This is a genomic window from Levilactobacillus fuyuanensis (assembly GCF_003946395.1).
Taxonomy (GTDB): domain Bacteria; phylum Bacillota; class Bacilli; order Lactobacillales; family Lactobacillaceae; genus Levilactobacillus; species Levilactobacillus fuyuanensis.
Genome location: NZ_RHNZ01000008.1, coordinates 13043 through 34258, shown reverse-complemented (window position 1 = coordinate 34258; position 21216 = coordinate 13043). Strand labels below are relative to the sequence as shown.

General features: G+C 49.4%; 22 protein-coding genes and 1 tRNA gene. 18 read left to right on the top strand and 5 right to left on the bottom strand.

Going from position 1 to position 21216, the window contains the following annotated elements; all coding sequences use genetic code 11:
* Window positions 1-139: 139 nt before the first annotated feature.
* Window positions 140-1123: a choloylglycine hydrolase family protein gene (locus tag EKM73_RS05610; RefSeq protein WP_125701001.1), complete on the top strand. Its 984-nt coding sequence runs from the start codon at window positions 140-142 to the stop codon at window positions 1121-1123.
* A gap of 12 nt (window positions 1124-1135) precedes the next feature.
* Entirely contained in the window at window positions 1136-1582 is a 447-nt protein-coding gene (locus EKM73_RS05605; protein WP_125701000.1) for a GNAT family N-acetyltransferase, read from the top strand.
* A 56-nt stretch (window positions 1583-1638) separates the two neighbouring features.
* Here EKM73_RS05605 and EKM73_RS05600 read toward each other — a convergent pair whose 3' ends face one another.
* Window positions 1639-3888, bottom strand: a complete 2250-nt coding sequence (locus tag EKM73_RS05600) for a glycoside hydrolase family 3 C-terminal domain-containing protein (RefSeq protein WP_125700999.1) — start codon at window positions 3886-3888, stop codon at window positions 1639-1641.
* 417 nt (window positions 3889-4305) lie between these two features.
* Here EKM73_RS05600 and EKM73_RS05595 point away from each other — a divergent pair, with 417 nt between their 5' ends.
* The 7 genes from EKM73_RS05595 to EKM73_RS05565 all read left to right on the top strand — a co-directional run bounded on the left by EKM73_RS05595 (window position 4306) and on the right by EKM73_RS05565 (window position 12307).
* On the top strand, window positions 4306-5946 hold the full coding sequence (locus tag EKM73_RS05595) for a peptide ABC transporter substrate-binding protein (RefSeq protein WP_125700998.1): 1641 nt from the start codon (window positions 4306-4308) through the stop codon (window positions 5944-5946).
* Window positions 5947-6723: 777 nt separating this feature from the next.
* Window positions 6724-7272 (top strand): DNA-3-methyladenine glycosylase I, encoded by a 549-nt coding sequence (locus EKM73_RS05590; RefSeq protein ID WP_125700997.1) that lies wholly within the window; start codon window positions 6724-6726, stop codon window positions 7270-7272.
* Between the two features lie 511 nt (window positions 7273-7783).
* Complete coding sequence (locus EKM73_RS05585; RefSeq protein ID WP_125700996.1) at window positions 7784-8599, top strand: MetQ/NlpA family ABC transporter substrate-binding protein; 816 nt, start codon at window positions 7784-7786, stop codon at window positions 8597-8599.
* A 199-nt stretch (window positions 8600-8798) separates the two neighbouring features.
* A complete protein-coding gene (locus EKM73_RS05580) occupies window positions 8799-9860 on the top strand; it encodes a methionine ABC transporter ATP-binding protein (protein ID WP_125700995.1) in 1062 nt (353 codons plus the stop codon).
* A complete protein-coding gene (locus EKM73_RS05575) occupies window positions 9861-10544 on the top strand; it encodes a methionine ABC transporter permease (protein WP_125700994.1) in 684 nt (227 codons plus the stop codon).
* A gap of 144 nt (window positions 10545-10688) precedes the next feature.
* Window positions 10689-11660, top strand: a complete 972-nt coding sequence (locus tag EKM73_RS05570) for a DMT family transporter (protein WP_125700993.1) — start codon at window positions 10689-10691, stop codon at window positions 11658-11660.
* Window positions 11661-11683: 23 nt separating this feature from the next.
* A complete protein-coding gene (locus EKM73_RS05565) occupies window positions 11684-12307 on the top strand; it encodes a histidine phosphatase family protein (protein ID WP_125700992.1) in 624 nt (207 codons plus the stop codon).
* A gap of 61 nt (window positions 12308-12368) precedes the next feature.
* On the opposite strand, the gene EKM73_RS05560 is transcribed toward EKM73_RS05565, so the two are convergent.
* Both EKM73_RS05560 and EKM73_RS05555 read right to left on the bottom strand, forming a co-directional pair.
* Window positions 12369-12584, bottom strand: coding sequence for a P8 family protein (locus EKM73_RS05560; RefSeq protein WP_125700991.1), 216 nt, complete (start codon window positions 12582-12584; stop codon window positions 12369-12371).
* 287 nt (window positions 12585-12871) lie between these two features.
* Window positions 12872-13255 (bottom strand): glycine cleavage system protein H, encoded by a 384-nt coding sequence (locus EKM73_RS05555; RefSeq protein WP_164508871.1) that lies wholly within the window; start codon window positions 13253-13255, stop codon window positions 12872-12874.
* 325 nt (window positions 13256-13580) lie between these two features.
* Here EKM73_RS05555 and EKM73_RS05550 point away from each other — a divergent pair, with 325 nt between their 5' ends.
* Both EKM73_RS05550 and EKM73_RS05545 read left to right on the top strand, forming a co-directional pair.
* Complete coding sequence (locus EKM73_RS05550) at window positions 13581-14615, top strand: lipoate--protein ligase family protein (RefSeq protein WP_125700989.1); 1035 nt, start codon at window positions 13581-13583, stop codon at window positions 14613-14615.
* 1 nt (window position 14616) lies between these two features.
* Window positions 14617-14931 carry a DUF7671 family protein gene (locus EKM73_RS05545; RefSeq protein ID WP_020089384.1) on the top strand — a complete coding sequence of 105 codons (315 nt, stop codon included), beginning with the start codon at window positions 14617-14619 and terminating at the stop codon, window positions 14929-14931.
* Between the two features lie 317 nt (window positions 14932-15248).
* Here the strand turns inward: EKM73_RS05545 and EKM73_RS05540 are convergent, their stop codons facing one another.
* Window positions 15249-16901, bottom strand: coding sequence for a peptide ABC transporter substrate-binding protein (locus tag EKM73_RS05540; RefSeq protein ID WP_225421310.1), 1653 nt, complete (start codon window positions 16899-16901; stop codon window positions 15249-15251).
* Between the two features lie 499 nt (window positions 16902-17400).
* On the opposite strand from EKM73_RS05540, the gene EKM73_RS05530 reads away from it, so the two are divergent.
* From EKM73_RS05530 to EKM73_RS05510, 5 genes are all read left to right on the top strand, one after another.
* On the top strand, window positions 17401-18528 hold the full coding sequence (locus EKM73_RS05530) for an A/G-specific adenine glycosylase (RefSeq protein WP_125700988.1): 1128 nt from the start codon (window positions 17401-17403) through the stop codon (window positions 18526-18528).
* A gap of 77 nt (window positions 18529-18605) precedes the next feature.
* Window positions 18606-18926 (top strand): hypothetical protein, encoded by a 321-nt coding sequence (locus EKM73_RS05525; protein ID WP_125700987.1) that lies wholly within the window; start codon window positions 18606-18608, stop codon window positions 18924-18926.
* Between the two features lie 11 nt (window positions 18927-18937).
* On the top strand, window positions 18938-19546 hold the full coding sequence (locus EKM73_RS05520) for an alpha/beta hydrolase (protein WP_125700986.1): 609 nt from the start codon (window positions 18938-18940) through the stop codon (window positions 19544-19546).
* A gap of 193 nt (window positions 19547-19739) precedes the next feature.
* Window positions 19740-19943: a cold-shock protein gene (locus EKM73_RS05515; RefSeq protein WP_011668621.1), complete on the top strand. Its 204-nt coding sequence runs from the start codon at window positions 19740-19742 to the stop codon at window positions 19941-19943.
* 147 nt (window positions 19944-20090) lie between these two features.
* Window positions 20091-20330, top strand: coding sequence for a cytochrome b5 domain-containing protein (locus EKM73_RS05510; protein WP_125700985.1), 240 nt, complete (start codon window positions 20091-20093; stop codon window positions 20328-20330).
* Between the two features lie 72 nt (window positions 20331-20402).
* Here EKM73_RS05510 and EKM73_RS05505 read toward each other — a convergent pair.
* Window positions 20403-20476: transfer RNA gene (locus EKM73_RS05505), tRNA-Arg, on the bottom strand.
* A 142-nt stretch (window positions 20477-20618) separates the two neighbouring features.
* Here EKM73_RS05505 and EKM73_RS05500 point away from each other — a divergent pair.
* Together EKM73_RS05500 and EKM73_RS12760 are read left to right on the top strand one after the other, a co-directional pair.
* Window positions 20619-20924, top strand: coding sequence for a hypothetical protein (locus EKM73_RS05500; RefSeq protein WP_125700984.1), 306 nt, complete (start codon window positions 20619-20621; stop codon window positions 20922-20924).
* Between the two features lie 120 nt (window positions 20925-21044).
* Window positions 21045-21197, top strand: a complete 153-nt coding sequence (locus EKM73_RS12760) for a hypothetical protein (protein ID WP_164508870.1) — start codon at window positions 21045-21047, stop codon at window positions 21195-21197.
* Window positions 21198-21216 lie beyond the last annotated feature (19 nt).

Here is a 21216-nt window from a genome sequence, read left to right as displayed (position 1 = left end):
CCTTGAACCTTCAAATGGCGGCATTATGCGATTTTACGGGTTTTTAAAAAATAAGTTATATAATCAACGATTATCCGTGCACAACGTCTAATTTAGGTTTAAAATAATGAATAATTAAATTAGAAACGGGATGATTTTGATGTGTACTAGTTTGACCTATGAAAATAGCCAAGGTGATCATTTCTTAGCGCGGACCATGGATTTTGGCTTCGAGTTGGGTGGTCAGCCGATCTTTATGCCACGGCAACAAAAGATTCAGGGAGACGCAGGTGAATTCACCACGAAATACGGCTTCGTAGGTGCCGGTCGGAATCTGAGTCATTATATCTTTGTGGATGGCGTTAACGAATATGGATTAGGTGCAGCCGCACTGTACTTCTCCGATTACGCCAAGTATGCCAAAGAAGCCCCAGCTGATAAATTGGGCATTGCACCACATGATTTACCAGCTTGGGTATTGGGAAATGCAAAGAGTGTGGCTGACTTACGGGAATTGATTACGACCGTTCAAATTGTGGATAAGCCGGTTGCTCTGTTAGGTATCACGGCACCACTGCACTTCATTTTCAGTGATCCTACAGGGGATACGGCGGTCTTAGAAGCTACTGATCACGATCTCCACTTGATTGATGATCCCGTTGGAGTAATGGCCAACTCACCACAATTAAGCTGGCACTTGCAAAATCTGAGCACGTACGGCACCTTAGTTGCTGATACGCGGCCACTGCATGATTACCAGGGCTTTGATTTAAAGACGGTTGGACCAGGAACCGGGGCATTTGGGATGCCTGGGGACTACACCTCACCATCTCGCTTCGTTCGGACTGTCTTCAACAAGCACTATAGCAAGCCAACGGCAGATACGCCATCGACGATGAATCTGCTGCAACATTTACTGGATGGCGTGACGATTCCTAAGGGCGTTAAGCTCAAGCCGGATGGTAGCAGTGACTACACCCAATACCGTGGTTACATGGCGCTGGACGAACGGGCCTACTACATGGAACCTTACGATAACTTGGAATTACAACGGGTAGAAATTACGGATAAGATGTTGACTGACTGGGACACACCAGTTGAATATCCCTTGGAACACAAGAATCACATCAAGCACTTAAACTAGGCGGGTGAGTGAATGGCAGCTTTTCAACAAAAGTCGTTTGAACAATTGACGACAACAGAATTATTTGAAATTTATCGTGTGCGGGTGGCTGTGTTTGTTGTAGAACAAACCTGTGCCTACCAGGAAGTCGATGGACTCGATGTCCAGGCGCAGCATCTGTTTACGCAGGATGCGGCTGGCGCGATTACGGCCTATGCTCGGTTGATGGATGAAGGTCAGCAGGTCCGAATTGGACGCGTACTGGTGGCACCTACCAATCGTGGGAATGGTGCAGGACGTCAGTTGGTCAGCGCGGCTATTGCTGCGGCACAACGGACCTATCCGGCAGCCCAAGCCATTGTAATTCAGGCGCAGGCTTACTTGCAGAAATTCTACGCCTCATTTGGATTTCAGCCGACGAGTGCCGTTTATTTAGATACCGGTATTCCGCACATTGATATGGTGTTGCCATTAACTTAATCACACGCAAAATGACCGTCACTCCAACAATTGGGGTGACGGTCATTTTTATACAATTAACGTGTGTTAGCAGCACGGATAAAGTCTTCAATCAGATCAGCAGGAACACCTTGAGCAGTTAATGCCCGCAATGGCATGTTAAGGAACATGCGGTCCTGCAGAACGGTTGGGTTACCATCTGCATCCGTTGCCCCCAATAGGCTGGTACCATCTTGGCTAGCAGGCGCAATGACCTTTTGCTTAAAGAGGTCCAACAAGCGTGAATTCCACGCAATGTTGGTGAGATAGGTCTCGTCCGTAACAGGTGCTGGTGAATTCTTGAAGTCCATGGTCAGCTTAGTCTGTAAACGAATGTCACGGGATGACTGGCCAATCATGACTTCATAGTCACCGGAGTCAGCTTGCCAACGATGTTTGCCCTCACGCCACCAACTGAAGTCTTGACGGGTCAGTTTCAAAGTTACTGACTTGGTTTCACCAGATTCAACCGCAATCTTAGTGAATCCACGGAGTTCCTTCGTTGGCATCGGTGCGTGCGAGGTGTGGTTAGCCACGTAGAGTTGTGGCACCGCTTGACCTGCACAGTCACCAGTGTTGGTGACGTCGAAGGTCACGGTCGCACCGTGTTCACTTTGTTCAATTTTTAAGTTAGTAAATTCAAATTCAGTGTAGCTTAGGCCATGACCAAAGGCGTAGAGAACGTGCATTTCATGCGTATCGTAATAGCGGTAGCCCATGAAAATACCCTCTGAATAGAGCTCGTGGCGCGGGTCTTGCGCAAACGTTGGGGCCATTGGCGTATCTGTCAGACGAACTGGGAATGTTTCGGTCAAGTGACCGGATGGATTGACAGCGCCCGTCAGGATATCCCAAGTAGCCTCACCCACGGCTTCACCAGCCAGATAGGTTTCAACCACCGCGGCAACGGTATGAATCCAAGGCATTTCAACAGCAGAACCATTTTGTAAGACAACCGTTGTGTGTTCGTTTAATTTAGCCAGTGAGCCGATTAAATCAGTTTGGTTTTCGGGCAACAAAATTGAATTTTTGTCGAAGCCCTCTGATTCAGCGGCGGCTGGGTAACCAGCAAAGACGATGACATGATCGGCGTTCTTAGCGGCATCGAGTGCAGCTTGGGCCAGTTCGTCATCCGTTTCACTTTCATCCAGTTGATAGCCAGGGTAGTAATCTGCCTGTAAGCCGGTGTCTTGCAAGGCTTCCAGTGGTGTCACTACTTTCGTTGGATTGACGTGAGAACTTCCAGAACCTTGGTAACGCGGGTGCTCAGCCAGTTCACCAATCACCACGATTTTACCAGCCGTGGCCGGTTTCAGCGGTAATTCTTGCTGATGATTCTTCAACAGGATGATACTATCGTCGGCTAATTTGCGTGCAAAGTCATGATGGGCTTGGTGATCGTAAGTGCCCGCCTTATCAGCTGGTCGCCACTTATCGACCACGTGCAACAGGTGCCGAACAGCCTTGTTCAAGGTGCCGACGTCTAGTTCGCCCGTTTGGACGGCGCGGATAATTTCATCGACTGAGGCTTGGCCTTTCCCAGGCATTTCCAAGTCGAGGCTGGCCTTCAAGGCCTCTGCATGGTCGGCCACAGCGCCCCAATCGGACATGATGGCACCATGGAATCCCCATTCGTCCCGTAAAATGTCGCGCAATAAGTGGCGGTTCTGCGAGTTCAAAACACCATTAGTCCGGTTATATGAGGTCATAATGGTCGCCGGATAAGCAGCCTTAGTGATAATCTCAAAAGTCCGTAAATAAAGTTCACGAAGGGTTCGAGCCGACATGTCACTGGAGGCCGTGAACCGTTGATTTTCTCGGTTGTTGGCAACGAAGTGTTTGACCGAAACCCCAACGTGTTTGGATTGAACACCATCGACGTAGGCGCTTGCTAGCTTTCCAGCAACCAGGGGATCTTCGGATAAATACTCAAAGTTCCGACCGCCTAATGGGGATCGCTTCAAGTTAACCCCGGGTCCCAGCAGCAGACTCACTTGCTCTGCACGAGCCTCTTCACCAAGATGTTCCCCCAGTTGACGCATCAGGGTAGTGTTCCAGGAGCTGGCACTCAAAGCCGCAGCGGGATAGGTGATGGCTTGAACCGAATCCGTAATGTCGCCGGCCGAGGCCGTGGGCTTTTGCTTCCGTAACCCAGAAGGTCCGTCCGTCATCATTAGTGCTGGGATGCCTAAGCGATCCACAGCAGCGGTATACCAAAAATTCTTGCCGGAGACCAGTGCGGCCTTCTCCGGTAACGTCAGTGCAGCAAGCGTTCGTTCGATGTCCATACGTTCAAATCCTTTCTACTAATTCAACTATCACCAGTATACAGTTTTCCAGGGGGAGATGTTAGTGACGAGTTTTTTCTTTTGACAAATCGAAAGAAGAAGGCTATCTTTAATCTTGTGCAATCCAATTCGATTACAAAAAGTTAGGAGGGAAAATCACGATGTTCGTAAACGCCAACCAACAACAAATGATGTTAGCCGCATGTTGCCAATGTAACGTGCTTGTTTGTGTTGCGTTTAATCGTGATTTTCCGGCTAACCAGTAGACCTACATAAAGACGACAACAGCGATTGTTGTCACTGTAGGCGGGTTTCCCATCACGATTATGTGAAGGGAGACCCGCCTTTTTCTGTACTTAAACACGAATTTGGGGATTGCACACCACTAAATTTGAGGAAAAGGGAGCTATGAATTTTATGAAAAAATGGACCAGTATTGGCTTAGTCGCCGCAGTTATTGCAATGGGATTAGGACTAGCTGCCTGCGGTCAAACGGCATCAACGACTAAGCCATCACAAGAGTTAAAACTTCCCGCTACGGCACAGCTCGACACTATCGACCTGGCCAAAGCGACAGGGTATGGTCAGACGGGAAATGTCTTTGAAAGTTTCTACCGTCTTGGTAAGAACGGGAAGGTTGCACCAGGCCTAGCGGATTCTGCCAAAGTTTCCAAGGACAAGAAGACATGGACTTTTCACATTCGCGACAATGCCAAGTGGAGTAACGGGGACAAGATCACCGCACAAGACTTCGTTTATTCCTGGCGACGGACGTTAACGCCGGCAACTAAGGCGTCCTACACGACTATGTTCTCCGGCATCAAGAACGGCGATAAAATCATTGCGGGCAAGGCTAGTCCGGATACCATTGGGATTCGCGCTAAGGACCAACAGACCGTCGTGATTCAGTTGGACAAACCAATTGCGTACTTCAAGATTCTGATGGCTTACCCACTATTTGCCCCCCAAAATGAAAAGGTCGTCAACAAGTATGGCAAGAAGTATGCTACGAAGTCACAGTACATGGTCTACAGTGGTCCCTTTAAGATTACGAACTGGAGTGGGACGGGGAATACTTGGTCCTTCGTCAAGAATAACCACTACTGGGATAAGAAGGTAGTTAAGCTTCAGAAGATCAATTACCAAGTGGTCACCAATCCACAGACTGGATTGAGCCTGTACCAGAACAAGAAGCTTGACTTCGCACAGCTTTCGACGGAACAGGTTAAGAATTACAAGAACAACAGTGCCTTCAAGGAATACCCGTATTCCATCGTGATTCATCTGAAATATAACTTCAAGGATGCCAATCAAGAGAAGCGGCGGATCATGAATAATCGCAATATTCGGCAGGCCATTGCCCTCTCCATCAACCGTAGCCAGTTGACTAAGAAGGTCTTGGGGGATGGTTCCGTGACGCCAACCGGATTCGTTGCCAGTGGCTTAGCGAGTGATCCCAAGACGGGTGAAGACTTCGCCAAGCAACAAACAGTCAAGAACGCCACGACCTATAATCCCAAGTTGGCCAAGCAGAAGTGGGCAGCCGGTCTGAAACAATTGGGTATTAAGAAAGTTAACTTGAACATTTTAGCCGGCAACGATGATGTTGCGGCCAGCACTGTGACCCAGTATCTGAAGAGCACGTTAGAAAAGAACTTGAGTGGCTTCAACCTGAAGATTGAAAACGTCCCAGCTTCCGTTGCACAGTCACGCTCGACCAGTGGGGACTTTGACCTCTATCTGTCTCACTGGGGGGCCGACTTCAATGACCCAATTTCCTTCTTACAGATTCCAGTCAGTTCCAATGCCTTGAACTACGGTAAGTGGTCCAACAAGCGCTACGATGCCTTGATCGATAAAGCGCAGGGTGCCGATGCTGGGAACAATGAAGCCCGGTGGCACGACATGGTTCAGGCGTCTAAGCTGATCAACAAGGAACAAAGCTTTACGCCACTCTACCAGGCGAACTATGCCTACCTGCAGCGGTCAACGATTAAAGGTGTTATTCACAACACTGCCGGTACGCAGTGGAGTTACAAGTACGCTTATATTAAATAGCAGGTGGATCTCGCCTGCGGCTGTCAGAAACGCCACCTGCTGTGGGGAGCGGATCAAGCCTGAGAGCGGTCTTGATCCTCGACTTGAAGCCACGAAAGGCATGTGTTTTCAAGTGCGTCCCATGACCGGTTACGTTTCTGACCTCCTCCGGCTAGATTTACCGTCAACTATTTATTAATCGTGAGTACTTGTTGTTATTCATATTGTAGATATAACGGGAAAATTTCAGTCAGCTGAAAGACTGTCGGTTCATGATTCTCTAACAAATCATCAGTGGTGGGCACGGAATGATTTTGGGGTAGCTTTCCCAGCTAGAGTGTCGTGATGCCGTACAGTTATTTCCCAAGAAGACCATTAATTCTGGACCAAACGCCAGGATTAATGGTCTTTGTCTATGCGTGAATGTTCAGGAATGAAGAATGATAGGGATGGCTGGGTAAGTTCATGACGTGACGCTTATGACTTGAAAGCTTCTTGTTGTGGACTCGGTGTGGCATGTTGAGAGCTGTTTTAGCTGGAGGAGGTCAGGGATGCAGCCAGCCGTGGAGGTGATGTTAACTGGCGTTTTAGGCCGGTTTACATCACGGGCGACTTTGGAGACACGTGTTCTTCGTGGCTTCAAATCGAGCGAGAAGCCCGTTTCTCAGGCTGAAGCGTCCCCACAGCAGGCGGAATTCCTGGCAGCCGCAGGCGACAGGCTCGCAAACCCAAGGTCAATCGCAATCTGCCCTAGCTTCGTGTACAATGGATTTTAGCAATCAAAGGAGGCGGCTGAACATGACTATCAGTCCAAATGACGGCCAAGACTGGCATACGGATGGCGTGCAGGAGTACCACGCGTATTTCGGAACACCCACTTACGATGACCACGTTCTGTTTGAGCTCCTCACGGTTGGTGTGTTCCAAGTCGGCTTGAGTTGGCAGGCGGCGGCCAGCAAGCTACCAGTCTACCGGCGGGTTTTTGCCGGCATGACGATTCCCAAAGTGGCCGCGATGATTGATGAGCTGGCAATTCCCGAGATTGCTACCGATCCCGAGATGATTGGCAATCAGCGTAAAATCCATGCCGTTTTACGGAATGCACGGGCCATCCTTAAAGTACAGGCGGAGTTTGGTAGCTTCAGTGCCTACCTGTGGGCGTTTGTTGATGGGACACCGTATCTTCTACCGGCAGTGACCCGTGATGCGCTGACCAATCAGTCGGCTATTGGTAGTGCCGTCGCCAAGGATTTAAAGCGACGGGGCTTCAGCTTTGTCGGTCCAGTCGTGACGCACATGTTCTTACTGGCAGCTGGCATCTTGCAAGAGCAGATTATCGGGGATTAAGTGAAATTTACGTGAGAATTTCCGTACGCTTGAAACCGATTGAAAAGTAGACGTAGCGGTAAAAGCCCGGTGGGACGGGGCTCCTTATAAATAAATTTATTAAAGGTTTTCCTTGACAGCGGATTAAAGTTGCATTAGACTTGCTATTAAATTAAGCGATTGAAAACAATGTGATCAGGAGAGTAACCACCGTCAATGGTTTCAAGAGAGCTCGCGTTTTGCTGAAAGCGAGTAACCCACGGCGGGGTGAAGATGGCCTGAAATGAATTGGTACTGCTAAGTCCTAGTGATGAAGTGGTAATGCTTGGCACTCATTATCGTGCACGCACTTTAAGGCGCAAGCTGGCGAGTGTTAATGAGGGGTCGGCATACGTCTGACTTGAATTAGAATGGTACCACGACAGAGTTCGTTTCTATTAATTTAGAAGCGGACTCTTTTCTTTTGGTCACCGTTTTCTCTCGCGACATTTAAACAAATTAATTATGACTTATTATAAAGGGGATATTGAGTATGAAGAAATCATTTAAACACTTTAGTTGGCTCTTGGTATTATTGATTCCATTGTTAATCGTTGCTGGTTGTGGTAAGTCCAGCAGTAGTTCCAGCAACAAGACTGTTAAAGTTGGGATCATGGGTTCCGACGAAAAGATCTGGAAACCTATCCAATCAAAGCTGAAAAAGCAAGGGATCAACATCAAGCTGGTGACCTTCACCGATTACAACCAGCCTAACGCTGCGTTGACGAACCACGAAATTGACCTGAACTCTTTCCAACACACGTACTTCATGGACCAATGGAACAAGGCGCACAAGTCTAACATCGTTGCCATCGGCAAGACCGTCCGCGCACCACTACGGTTATACTCCAAGAAGGTTAAGAACGTTTCTGACATCAAGAAGGGTGACCAAATAACCATTCCTAATGATTCAACCAATGAAGGCCGGGCTTTACATTTACTGCAATCCGCTGGCTTGATTAAGGTGGATTCCAAGGTTGAATTACCAACACCAAAGAACATCACGCAAAACAAGTTGAACTTGAAGATTACCGCCGTTGACGCTGCGCAAACACCACGTTCATTGACCGATGCTACCGGGGCCGTTATCAACAACGAGTTCGCTGCTGAAGCTAAGTTGCCAAACAGCGAAACCATCTTCAAGGAAAAGATCAACAAGGCTTCCATTCCTTACATCAACATCATCGCTACCAACAAGTCTGATAAGAACAACAAGACCTACAAGAAGATCGTGAAGGCTTACCAGACTGAAGCCACGAAGAAGTTGTTGACGAAGTACTACCACGGCTTGACCATTCCAGCTTGGTAAACAGAAGCGCATTGTCAAAGGCATCACGTTAATTTAAGCTAACCAACTAAAGATCGTTGATGACTGACGGGCACCGTGCTGTGCTGATGATGGTATCCTCACAGCAATGGTGCCTGAGCGCTGTCGACGGTGGGGTTGGAGAGTTAACACATAAGTAGAGAGAAAATTGCCAGCATAGGCGAGTAAGGAGAACGAAGATTTGACTAACGAAGCGATTATTCAGTTAAAAGATATCGACGTCACCTTCCATAATAAGGGACAGACCGTTGAAGCCGTTAAAAAGGTTTCGCTGACGGTAGAGCGCGGCGACATCTACGGGGTCGTCGGGTATTCCGGCGCCGGGAAGAGTACGTTGGTGCGGGTCATCAACCGGCTCCAACGGCCTACTGCCGGTTCCGTAGAGGTCAGTGGTCAGGACATTCTGGCCTTGAATCCCCGCGAGTTACGGACTGCGCGGACGAAAATTGGGATGATCTTCCAACACTTTAACCTGATGGCTTCCCGGACGATTGCGGATAACGTTGGCTACCCCTTAAAGGGTCGGCTTGCCCGCGATGAGCGGAAGAAGAAGGTTGCTCACCTGTTGGACCTGGTTGGCCTGAGTGAAAAGGCCGAGGATTATCCTGCCCAACTTTCTGGTGGCCAGAAGCAGCGGGTCGCCATTGCCAGAGCCTTGGCGAATGATCCAGAAATTCTGATCAGTGATGAAGCAACCAGTGCGTTGGACCCCAAGACCACTTCATCCATTTTGGAATTACTGAAGCGGTTGAACAAGGAATTAGATTTGACGGTTGTACTGATTACCCATGAAATGGAAGCCGTTAAGGAAATTTGCAACAAGGTTGCCGTCATGGAAGCTGGGGAAATCATCGAACGGGGCGATCTGGTCACAATCTTTAGTCGACCAGAAAAGCCGCTGACGCAGGACTTCATCAATACGGCGACGCAGATCAACCAGGCGCTGGAAAAGATTTTCCGGCAAGCGGCAACCCTCAATCTCAGTGAGAGCCAGCAATTGGTTCAGCTACAGTATGTGGGTGCTAGCACCGATGCACCACTGATTACCGAGTTGTATAAACGGTATGGTGTGGTCTCAAACATCTTATATGGAAACGTTGAAATTCTGCAGGACACGCCGTTGGGTAACTTGATTGTGGTGATGTCTGGTGAACCGGATAAGTTGGCTGCCGCTTGGCAATACTGTCAGGATGCCGGCATCAACATTACCCATTTGAACCCTAACGATTCGGAGGTGGCCTAAGTGAATTTATTAGCAAAATACTTTCCTAACGCGGTCACGATTAAGAGTGACTTCCTGCAGGCGACCGGCGAAACCCTCTACATGACGGCTATTACGGCCATTGTTGCCGGGATTATTGGGATGGCTATCGGGATTGGTTTGATTGTCACCCAACCCGGTGGCATCTTGGAAAATCGCGTCGTTTATAACATCTTGGATAAGCTGGTTAACCTGTGCCGGTCGATCCCATTCGTTATCTTACTGGCCGTGATTGCACCGCTGACCCGGATCATTGTGGGGACGGCGATTGGGACGACCGCAGCCATTGTGCCGCTGGTCATTGGTTCCGCACCGTTCTATGCCCGTCAGATTCAAAACGCCTTGGCCGAAGTTGACCATGGGGTGGTTGAAGCTGCCGAGTCCGTTGGTTCTGGTCCGATTGCCATTATCTTTCGCGTTTACTTAAAAGAAGGGCTTCCGGATATTATCCGCTCGTCCGTCCTAACGTTGATCAGTCTGATCGACCTGACCGCGATGGCTGGTGCCATCGGGGGTGGTGGTTTAGGTAACTTGGCCATCAACGTTGGTTACAGTCGATTTGAAACCGACGTGACCGTCATGGCGATGTTGATTATCTTAGTTATCGTGTTTGCTATTCAATTAATTGGAGACTTACTCGCCCGGCGTGTGGACCACACAGCCTAGGTGGGCTTGTGGACGTGACGCGTTGTGAAGTCACGTCCATTTTTGTATGATGTTAGGCAATTGAAAAAAGTTGGCCACAACCGATCTTTTTCGCCGTTTTACCATCAAATTCTAATGAACATCGGGTAAAATTGGAGAATTATAATGCACGCCGTGAGTGTGAGAGAGAAAGGATTCACAGGTTTGAAAAATTCAGAGGTATCGACGGGGAACGTCATCAAGGGTATTTTCTGGGCCACCATTGCTTCAGCGATGTTTGGGGTGTCCGGAACAGTTTTGCAGTTTATTTCACAGGGGCAATCCATTCCGACCAATTGGTTCTTGTCAGCGCGGACATTAGGCGCTGGTGTGGTGTTGCTCATTATTAGCTTTATCTTGTATGGCTGGAAGAAGACTTTTGCGGTCTTCAGTAGCTGGCGTGAGGTTGGCTGGCTGGTTGCCTACGCGGTCATTGGACTGGGTGCAAACCTACTGACTTTCTACATCGCGGTTCAGACCGGGAATGCCGCTGCGGCGACGATTCTACAGTACTTGAGCCCACTATTTATCGTGTTAGGGAGTTTGCTATTTAAACATAATCGGCCACTACGTAGTGACCTGATTGCGTTTGCCATCGCGATGGTGGGGGTCTTCTTGGCCATTACGCGGGGAAACTTATCTCAGCTGGCCATTCCATTCGATTCGCTACTTTGGGGAATCGGTTCTGGGATCACCGCTGCCTGCTACGTAGTTCTGCCACGGCCGTTGGTCCGGGGTGGTCACTCGCCAATCACCGTACTTGGGTGGGGAACGTTTATCGCCGGGATTATCTTTAACTTGCATCAACCCGTGTGGGTCAGCACGCCACCATTGACGGGGACGCTGATTGCTTCGATGGCCACAGTTATTGTTTTTGGGACCATCGTGCCTTTCTCACTGATTCTCTACAGCACCCACTTTGCGCCATCTGACGTGATCAGTATCGTGGATGCCGTTCAGCCGGTGATGACCTTCATTCTGTCGATCATCTTCCTCGGCTTGGCCATCTCGGGTGCCGAGGTGATTGGGTCAGTCTTAGTGATCGTAGCAATTTATTTACTCCAGCGGGGTCGACGAAACACCGCGAAAGAGCTCTAATGGGAGTAGGAAGTGACTAACAAATGACGACTTTCGATTGGGTACGCCACGGGCAAACACAGGCCAACGTGGATCAAATTATGCAAGGACAATTGGATACAACGGCCACCCACTTGACGGTCCGCGGTCTGCAGCAAGCTGAGCATCTCGCGCAGTGGCTGCACGGCGAGCACTACAATCAATTGATCAGTAGCCCACTGCACCGGACGCGACAGACCACTGCCGCGCTGACAACGATGATGGCCTTAACGCCATCATTTGATGACCGACTGATGGAAGCCGATTACGGCGACTGGACCGGTAAAAGTTTACTGGCGGTCAGCGAGCAACGGCCGCAGGATTTTGATGCGGTCACTGGCGAGGCGCTGCCGGATGTTTTGGCGTCCGTAGGTGGTGAGTCTTATCTGGCGATTCAGCACCGGGTCGGCCAGTGGTTGGCCGAGCAGGTCGTGGATCATCCTGATGATCACATTCTGGTCGTTAGCCATGGCCTGACCATCAAGGCGACGGCACTGTTGATGTTGGCGGCACCGGCGACCACTGCGTTACCAGAACCGACCAATACCAGCGTGACGCGCATGGTAATTGATCCGGCCACGGGCCATCGCTATTTAAAATTCTATAGCGTGAGTCCGCAATTAAATTAAAATAAGGTAACAAAAATAACCCCACCAATTGGCGGGGTTATTTTTAGGTTGAAACAGCCGGTTACTTCTTGAGGTTTTCTTCAACGTAAGCCCGAACTTCATCGTCGGACTTCGCATCGATTTCCTTCATTGAAGCTTCACTTTCATCGGTGTTGTGACCATTGGATTCCATGAAGTGATCCCACAGAGCATCCCGTACAGGAAGCTTTTGATCGGACCAGTCAAACGTATCATTCATCGGTTCATCCAATAAAGCAGTCTTTTCTACAACAGCCATAACCATTACCTCCAAAAAAATTTTGGGGTCAGCGGATCTGTGATTGGCATGGGTACCACCGGCTTCAATTCTCATGGTAGTCCTCTCAATCGAAAATGGTAAATATTTTGTCTAAATGAATTGAAGACATAGCCGATTTTCTTTTTAAAAAATATTAGTGAGTCGTCATTTCCGTTAGCAAGTAGGCTTTGTGAAGGGGCCATCCGGCCTTTAGGGTTTGACTAGAAAAGGGGCGCAACCACCAAAAGTATTTCTGGCGATAACGCTCCTTCTATAAGGCGTTTAGATTAGTCAAAATCGATACGGATATCTAAGACCCAGTTTTCCAGTTGACGGTTAGAGTTGATGGCGTCAGGATTCTCAATGAGAAAATGATTGACGTCCACGACGGTCCCAGCAAATGGCGTCTTGAAATTCTGCACGGTCTTGTCGCTTTCGACCTCAAGAATATCTTGATCCTGATCCATAACTTGATCGGGCTCGACAAGCAGATCGGCAAAGCTAATCTTACCGAGTTGTTGAATGGCATCGCTGGTGATTCCCAAGCGGTAGATGGTGTGGCGCTGCTCCCACCAGACCCCGTTGAGTGTCGTGACTTTTGGTTCGGCTTTCTTGGGGTGAAAGAAGCTCTTAAATAGTTCCCAAACGGATGGTCTTTGTTGTTCAGGCATGGTAAATTCCTCCCTTAATCTCATTACGTTCTTTAGTATACCCTTATGCTGTAACCGCTGACAATATGTTCTTACCCAAGTTGTTGCCGACAAAGGGATATGCTAAACTGAAATCAAAATTGTATTGGAATTGATTTTGCCGTTAGGCACTTTTCATAGAAGCGTTTGAAATATTAATTTGATAGCTATGCTGATAACTTAGCTAAGTTTGAGTTGAAATTTACTTAGCCGGAGGAGGTCAGGATGGAGCCGGTCCCCCAGCAGGCGGAATTCTGGCAGCCGCAGGCGATGATTTCAACCGAATTAAACCAAGGAGGGTTCACCTATGTTTCTAATTGATACGAATCGGCAGGGCCAAGTGGTGACCGATGCCGTGGTCAATCAATCCATCGATAATTACCTGGTCAACGACCTCAAGCTCCCCGGGCATGGCCTGATGATGTACGTCAACCGGCCGGCCGTCATCGTTGGGATTAACCAAAACGTTACGGCCGAGGTGGACTTTCACTATTTGGCCAAGCATGACGTACAATTGGTGCGGCGGACCTCCGGTGGGGGCGCGGTTTATCACGATGAACGAAACCTAATCTTTGAGCACATCGTCAATGGTGATCCTCAAGATGGCTCGCAGTTTGGAGACTACACTGGGTTTGCGGCGCCAATCTTAAAGGCGCTGAAGGCCATGGGCGTGCCCGACTTGGCGATTAGCCAGAAGAGTAATCTAGTTGTTGGCGATAAGAAATTTTCCGGCATGACCATGTTTAAAAATGGCGATGGGTACGCAGCTGGTGGGACCATCATGTATGATTTGAACGTGGACGCTGCCCATCAGGCGCTGATTCCGGTTAGCGAGCGGCGACATCGGGGCGTGGCCTCCAACCGCGTACCAATTACCAATCTCCGGCAGTATCTCGCACCGGCGTATCAAGACCTGGATATTCAGGACTTTAAGACGGCGCTGCTTCAGCATATCTTCGAGGTCGACCGACTGGATGAGGTGGAAACGTATCACTTGTCCGCGCACGACTGGGAGATCATTGATCAGCGACTGGCAGAAAAGTATCAAACGGATGCCTGGAACTACGGGGCTAACCCCGGTTTACGGGCCTACCACCGTTTGCCACTTGCTGCGGGCCAACTACATGTGAATTACACGCGGCACGCCGGTGAACTCCGCTCGGTCGCATTGTTCGGGACGGTTGGTACGCCAGCGGAACTGTTGGCAATCACGGATCAATTGACGGGGCAATCGGCGACGACCGAAAATATTCAGGCGATTCTACAGCAACCAGCGGTGATTGCCGTATTAGGGGTGGATGCCGTGGCGCCGTTGACCAAAATTTTAGTAGAAGAGGCATAGCATGAAGGCAAAGTACGAAGTGAATCAATACGTCGGGGTTCCGGTGGCAGCCAATGCCTCCGGTAAGTACGAGATCAAGCGTGAACCCGACGGTGATTTTAAGCTCCACTCGTGGCGCACGGGCCGTCACAGCAAAGGCAAGTACCGCGGTGTGGGCCAGATCTTTTTGACCGAAAACAACTTGAAAGTTGCCGTGGTGGCAGCCTATCCGGTTCCCTACAAGGAACGGCATGGCTATACCCCGATGGCGCGGCTGACCAGTGAATTCGTTGGTGAAGACGTGCTGGCAACGGCTCAGGAACAATTGAAAGCATAAGAGGGGATGGCAATGCTAAAGATCAAATTAAAACGGTACTTTGTTTTTTACTTGGTATTCCTTATTGGGTTCTTCCTACTACCAATTATGTGGCCGACAGTATTTAGTTGGGATTCAATGACCATTGTTTGGATTTCAGGTGGGATACTAGTTGGTATTATCGCAATTATGGTGATTGAGAAACTGAGAAGTAAAAATTAAGTAATGAAAGCATGCTAAGATTAGCTCTGTAATTAGAGCAGGTGTGTTGGCAGCGATTCAAAAAATAATTAAGAGCGTAAAAAAAGGCGTCCAACTTGGTCGCCTTTTTTCGTAACTTATTTTACAAAGTAAGCACTCTTGAAGTTTGACTGAGTGCCAATGGTATTGTAGAGCACCCCATTGAGCTTGGGGTCGACCAGGTAGGTGCTGGCAGGCTGTATGAGCGGCGTGACCCCCTGATCGCGCATCAGTAAGCCCTCGGCACTTAATAGTGTCTGCCACCGCTTAGAATTGAAGGTAGGGGCATTGCTGGCCCGGTCAATCAACTGGTCGTAGGTCTTGCTGGACCAGTGGCCAACATTTGCGCTGTTATTACTGGTAAACAGGGAGAGCACCGCCAGTGGATCGGCGTACTGGGCCCGTTGGGTTGTTAAGGTGAGATCTGACGTAACTGGAACTGCCCGCGCATTGAGAGCCTGTACGTGCTTTTTAAGGGAAATCGTCAGGCCGGGCAGGTTGGCTTCCAACTGATGTTTGAGCGTTTTGACGACGGCAGGGCTATTTGTGTCGCCCACATAGCCCAGCGAGAGGCCTATGTGAGTGACACCGGCCCGCTTGGTCGCGGTCTGCCACTCTGCTTTGGCTGTCTTGGGACTGTAAGCAAGAGTGGCTTGTTCGGGCTGTGCGGCGGCAAAGTCGGCCGTTCCCTTGAGTCCGCGGCTCAGGCCAGCTGGGACGACACCCTGAGCGGTCAGCGAGGTGTTCCCATAGGCTTCTTTGACCAGGTGCTTCCGGTTGATGGCGTGGGAAATGGCTAACCGGGCGAGCTTTTGTTGAAGCAGACGGTTTGTCTTCGAATCCTTCCCCGTTTGGCGATAATTGAGGAGGACCATTTTGGAGTAAGGTCGGGCAGTGTAGTCGGCCTTTTTTTCGTAGTATTTGACGTCGGATTTCCCCATGATGCGCATCTCGTCTAAACGACCATGGTCGTAAGCGTCCCACGCTGTTGAAGCGGACTTATAGGTCACCACGTTGATGCGGCTAAGGTAGACGTGCTTACGGTCCCAGTAGTGAGGGTTGGGAATCATATGCCAGCGCCATTTGGAGCTGCCACGATTGGCGACCATGAAGGGACCGGCATAGACTTGGTAGCGCGGCTTCGTAGCGTAGCGCTTGCCGTATTTGACGGCGATGCGTCGATTCTGCGGGCCAAAGAGGGGATAGGTCAGTCGTTGCGGGAGCTCCGCCATGGGATGGTCGAGGCGCACGACCAATTTGAACTTACTAGGTGCCGTGACCCCTAGCTGGCTTGCCGGCAACTCGCCGTCCAGAATTTGCCGGGCGTTCTTAATGCCGTCAAAAAGGTCGGCCTCAGGTGCCTTGGTTTGTGGCATCAAGGCACGTCGCCAGGAGAAGACGAAGTCGGGAGCAGTAATCACGTCGCCGTTACTCCAGTACGAATCCTTCCAAAGCGTAAAGGTATAGGTCTGCTTGTCGGCGCTGATTTTAACCTTTTTAGCCAGGGCCAGTTCGGTATTGTTGTTGCTCGTGGCCTGGTAGAGCCCCTCAATGGTATTGTTCAGTCGACCAAATTGCGTGAGCTTGTCGGTGTCCAACGTGGTCAGGGGATGGTGGGAAGCCAGATTTAAAACCTGATCCTGGGACATGACCCCTTTGCTATCACTAGGTGTATCCGTTTCGTGACTGATCGTGCAACCACTCAGGGCGCTACAGATCGCTATAATAAGAAGTATTCCCCAACGTTTCACGATGTTTCCTCCGATTGTTAACCTATTTGTTTTCTTTATATGTAAGTGATTATTGTCAGCGATGGCTGGTATGCCATAACTGCCAATGGTTTAAGAAATGCGAAAATGAGTGTCCACAGACGCTTTTATTTTGTTCCGCCTTCAGGATAAGAAATTGATTAAATGTTAGCTTAGCCGGAGGCGGTTAGGGATGGCGCCAGCCGTGAAAATGGTGTTAGACCGGGCGGTTGGTTCTTCCCGGCCTTACAGCATGGGACGTGTTTGGAAACTCGCTGGAACTTTGGCGAGGTTCTAAACCGAGCTGGAAGCCCGCTTCTTGGCTGCAGGCGGTCCCCACAGCGGCAGAATCCCTGACCGCCGCAGGCGAAAAAACATTTAACCAATATTCTTCCCTGATGATAGGGGAGCAATGGCGGCGCGTCAAGGCTTAGTTGTGCGGGATACTTGTCGGCAGGCGGGGGATTCGCTAGAATGGGGAGAACGAGGACGGAGGGACACTATGGAAAAATGGTCAGCGGCAACGATCCGCGACTTTCGGAAAACTTTATTGGCCTGGTATGACGATGAGGGGCGGGACTTACCTTGGCGGCATGGCCGTAATCCGTACCACACCTGGATTAGCGAGGTTATGCTACAGCAGACGCAGGTCAATACGGTGATTCCCTATTATCAGAATTTTCTAGCCACCTTTCCGACGGTTACAGACTTGGCAAATGCCGAGGAACCTACATTACTCAAGGCGTGGCAGGGGTTAGGGTACTACTCGCGGGCCCGGAACTTACAGCGTGCGGCCCGGCAACTGGTAGACGACTATCATGGGGAATGGCCCCGGACGGCCGCTGAGCTGGAGGACCTTGTGGGGATTGGACCCTACACGGCCAGTGCCATTGCCAGCATTGCCTTTGATCAGGTGGTGCCAGCGGTGGATGGCAACGCCTTTCGCGTATTTGCCCGGCTACTTATGATAGATGATGACATTGCTAAGCCCAAGACGCGTCAACTCTTTACAGAAATTATTCAGCCAATCGTCGATCCGCAACGTCCGGGAGCTTTTAATCAAGCCATTATGGACCTTGGGTCGAGTTATATGACGGCTAAAAATCCTGATCCGGGGCACTCACCAGTTAAGGAGTTTGACGCTTCTTACCGGGCGGGACGGGTGCTGGACTTTCCAGTGAAGACCAAGGCACCGCGGCCTAAATCGATGCCGTACTATGGCCTTGTAATCCACTCGCCAGCCGGTTATCTGATGGTTCAGCGTGGTGCTCAGGAAATGTTGACGGGTTATTGGAGTTTTCCGCTGGTCTTACAGGCGGATCTGCACACGGAGAATCCGGACGCGACGCTTGCCGATGACGTCGCAGAAATCACCCGGCGTTGGGCTAGCGACTATCAGATTCCACTAGATCTGGCTGTGGTCGGCGGTCAACCTGTCAGCCACACTTACACGCACCAACGTTGGCACGTGAAGCTTTTAACGGCGGACTTACCAACCGTGCCCTCTCTTGAGTTTCTTCCCGGGAAATGGGTTCCAGCAGCAGAGATTGCGGCACTGCCTTTGCCCAAAGTTCAGGAAAAAATGATGGCCCGTTTTGCCAAACAGCAAGATTTACCGTTATTTGAATGAGAATTAGTTTCCGTCGGCCGTAATTTGCTGTATCATCTAGTTAAACTGAAAACGGATTCGCGAGGGAGTGACTGGTCGTGTCAACAATTTTTGATGTCTTAAAAACAGTTTCAGTAAATCACCAGGAAGTCGAAAGTCACCAGGTCGTGGTGACTAACGTCCAGGGTAAGCCGAATAGCTTATTGACAGATTTGTTGCGAGACTTAATTGATAACGCCTTATTGTTTGTTTCATTAACGGACGTGAACTCAGCCGAAAATTTAATTGCCCAGTTGAAGACGCACACGCCACTGCCTGACGACGTTTTAGCCGAATACGGTAAGATCCTAGGCGAACCGTGTGACGGGCTTAATTTCGCCCCGCAGAAGGGTCAGATTGAGCTGATCGTTCGACGCTAGGAGGCAGAGCCTTGACTGAAGATTTAATTGAAACGGCACCGGGGGCCAATACTGAGCCGCCGGTGTTGCTGTTACAGGGAACTGGCGGCACGAATACAGAAATGTTGAATTTTGGCGGCCGATTAGCCCCGCAGAGTCCACTGGTCACGATTGCCGGTCGTAGTGGAGTCGGTGCGCAACGCCAATATTTCCAGCAGACGGCAGCAGGTCCGGTCGATCCACAACAAATTATGACCGAATCGCTGTGGCTAGCTGAAGAAATAAAAATAATTTGTGCACACCATCATTGGGCCGTTAATCAGCTCATTACGGTGGGGTATTCTAACGGTGCGGCGATGGCTTCATATGCGATTCGTACCGGAATTTTACCTGGAAAACGGGCCCTTTTATTCCATCCATTGTGGTTGGCAGTGCCGCAAAATGAGCAACTGGTAGACTACCAGGTATGGCTCTCTGCCGGGCAGCGCGACCCGTTGGTGTCGGTTGCGACCGTTGAACAAGTTGCGGCGGATTGCCGTAAAAGTGGGGCGAACACGACCGTCTATCAAACAGGGGGCAGTCACATGCTCACCCCTCAAGAAGTTTTGGCCGCGAAAGAATGGTTATCAGAGAATAATTAGGCACTTATTGCAAAATACTTTAAAAATATCGGCGTTTGCATTTGCTATTCTGGGAAATACCTGTTATCCTATGGTTAATGTATTTATGGTTCGGAAGTTTTAAAGGCTCGACGTTCTTATAAGAATGGCTCCTTTTTACCCCAGCTTTCAAATGCAAATATTATTGCGCTATGCGCATGGAGGTTTCATTCTTATGGAACAAGGTACTGTTAAATGGTTCAACGCTGATAAAGGTTACGGCTTCATCACTTTGGAAAACGGCTCAGACGTTTTCGTTCACTTCTCTGCTATCAACAGCGAAGGCTTCAAGACGCTTGAAGAAGGCCAACACGTTTCCCTTGATGTAGAACAAGGCGACCGTGGCCCACAAGCTGCTAACGTATCAGTTGTCGACTAATTTATTAGCCTAAACTGAGTCGTAGAAAACACCAACTTCGGTTGGTGTTTTTTTATTGTCTCTAGTTATCACCCGAAAGGCGAATTGTTTGAGTTGTTGGGGCGGTCAGTTTATGATGGGAGTAACTAATTAAGGTGGTGGTTTTACGTGAGTGAAAAAGTATTTGATCGCACGGAATTGGCCAAATTTGATGGTCAAAACGGGCAACCGGCCTACGTGGCGGTAGATGGCGTTGTTTATGACGTTTCTGGTGTTGAGGCTTGGGCTGGTGGCAAGCATCACGGCAACCTGGCTGGCCAAGAGTTGACCAGTGTGATTGATGGCCAATCACCACACGGTCGGAAGGTTTTGAAGAAGTTACCCGTTGTAGGCCAGTATCAAGAGTAACCAGATATCGAAAAAAGTTTAAAAAAAGAAGTTCCCACGATGACGTGAGGACTTCTTTACGTTGTGAATTGATGTCGCAAGAGAGATTCGAACCCTCGACCTACGGTTTAGAAGACCGTTGCTCTATCCAGCTGAGCTATTGCGACCTAATAAGGTCTGACGACCAACAACTTCTTAATTATAGAGAAGCCGTCGCGCCGTGTCAATTGTGGATTAACCAGGAGTCGTCAGTTGACAGTCACCCTGTGCCTCCAGTAGAGTGAAAGGTATTCAGAGGAGGCGGAAACCATGCAAGTACTTCACGTCGTTGCTGAGATTGCGGTATTCTTTTCCGCTATCTGTATTATTTATTATTTCTTTCAGATTACGCAGGGGCAGGGCGATAGGCACCGAAATTTAGTGTACTGTCTATCGGCTGTCATTGTACTGTTGTTAGCGGGTCCAGCGGCCAATCTGTCACGGCAAAAAACGGTCAGTCCAACCGATCAGGTCTCCAATCAGGTCCGCAAGGTTCAGAAGAAACACCAGTCGCAGCGTGACTCCCAGCAAAAAAAGCCTGCGCAGAAATCGTCAACGAGTACGACTAATAAGTGAACAATCTAATTGCTGATTGAAAATATCAAGATTTTCTTATTTTCATAACAACATGCTTGCAATGTTCCTGTAACATTTAGATAATATAACTGTAACCTAAAGTTGACGGGGGGAATTGCTATGTATGCACTAGTTATTATTTTATTCATTATCATGTTGGCCGCGGTGGGTCAGCTGTACCTGAACAACCGGGAAACTTTCCGGAAGAACAGCAAGCATCTGGCTACCCGGGAAAATAAATTCCACGATGATTCTGATCGCCGCTTAAGTTAATTCAAATCAACTGGTCGTT

Excerpts from the sequence above, each read along its gene's own strand:
- EKM73_RS05610 (WP_125701001.1), top strand. The coding sequence starts at position 140 with ATGTGTACTAGTTTGACCTATGAAAATAGCCAAGGTGATCATTTCTTA.
- EKM73_RS05605 (WP_125701000.1), top strand. The coding sequence starts at position 1,136 with ATGGCAGCTTTTCAACAAAAGTCGTTTGAACAATTGACGACAACAGAA.
- EKM73_RS05600 (WP_125700999.1), bottom strand. The coding sequence starts at position 3,888 with ATGGACATCGAACGAACGCTTGCTGCACTGACGTTACCGGAGAAGGCC.
- EKM73_RS05595 (WP_125700998.1), top strand. The coding sequence starts at position 4,306 with ATGAAAAAATGGACCAGTATTGGCTTAGTCGCCGCAGTTATTGCAATG.
- EKM73_RS05590 (WP_125700997.1), top strand. The coding sequence starts at position 6,724 with ATGACTATCAGTCCAAATGACGGCCAAGACTGGCATACGGATGGCGTG.
- EKM73_RS05585 (WP_125700996.1), top strand. The coding sequence starts at position 7,784 with ATGAAGAAATCATTTAAACACTTTAGTTGGCTCTTGGTATTATTGATT.
- EKM73_RS05570 (WP_125700993.1), top strand. The coding sequence starts at position 10,689 with ATGCACGCCGTGAGTGTGAGAGAGAAAGGATTCACAGGTTTGAAAAAT.
- EKM73_RS05565 (WP_125700992.1), top strand. The coding sequence starts at position 11,684 with ATGACGACTTTCGATTGGGTACGCCACGGGCAAACACAGGCCAACGTG.
- EKM73_RS05560 (WP_125700991.1), bottom strand. The coding sequence starts at position 12,584 with ATGGCTGTTGTAGAAAAGACTGCTTTATTGGATGAACCGATGAATGAT.
- EKM73_RS05555 (WP_164508871.1), bottom strand. The coding sequence starts at position 13,255 with ATGCCTGAACAACAAAGACCATCCGTTTGGGAACTATTTAAGAGCTTC.
- EKM73_RS05550 (WP_125700989.1), top strand. The coding sequence starts at position 13,581 with ATGTTTCTAATTGATACGAATCGGCAGGGCCAAGTGGTGACCGATGCC.
- EKM73_RS05545 (WP_020089384.1), top strand. The coding sequence starts at position 14,617 with ATGAAGGCAAAGTACGAAGTGAATCAATACGTCGGGGTTCCGGTGGCA.
- EKM73_RS05530 (WP_125700988.1), top strand. The coding sequence starts at position 17,401 with ATGGAAAAATGGTCAGCGGCAACGATCCGCGACTTTCGGAAAACTTTA.
- EKM73_RS05515 (WP_011668621.1), top strand. The coding sequence starts at position 19,740 with ATGGAACAAGGTACTGTTAAATGGTTCAACGCTGATAAAGGTTACGGC.
- EKM73_RS05500 (WP_125700984.1), top strand. The coding sequence starts at position 20,619 with ATGCAAGTACTTCACGTCGTTGCTGAGATTGCGGTATTCTTTTCCGCT.
- EKM73_RS12760 (WP_164508870.1), top strand. The coding sequence starts at position 21,045 with ATGTATGCACTAGTTATTATTTTATTCATTATCATGTTGGCCGCGGTG.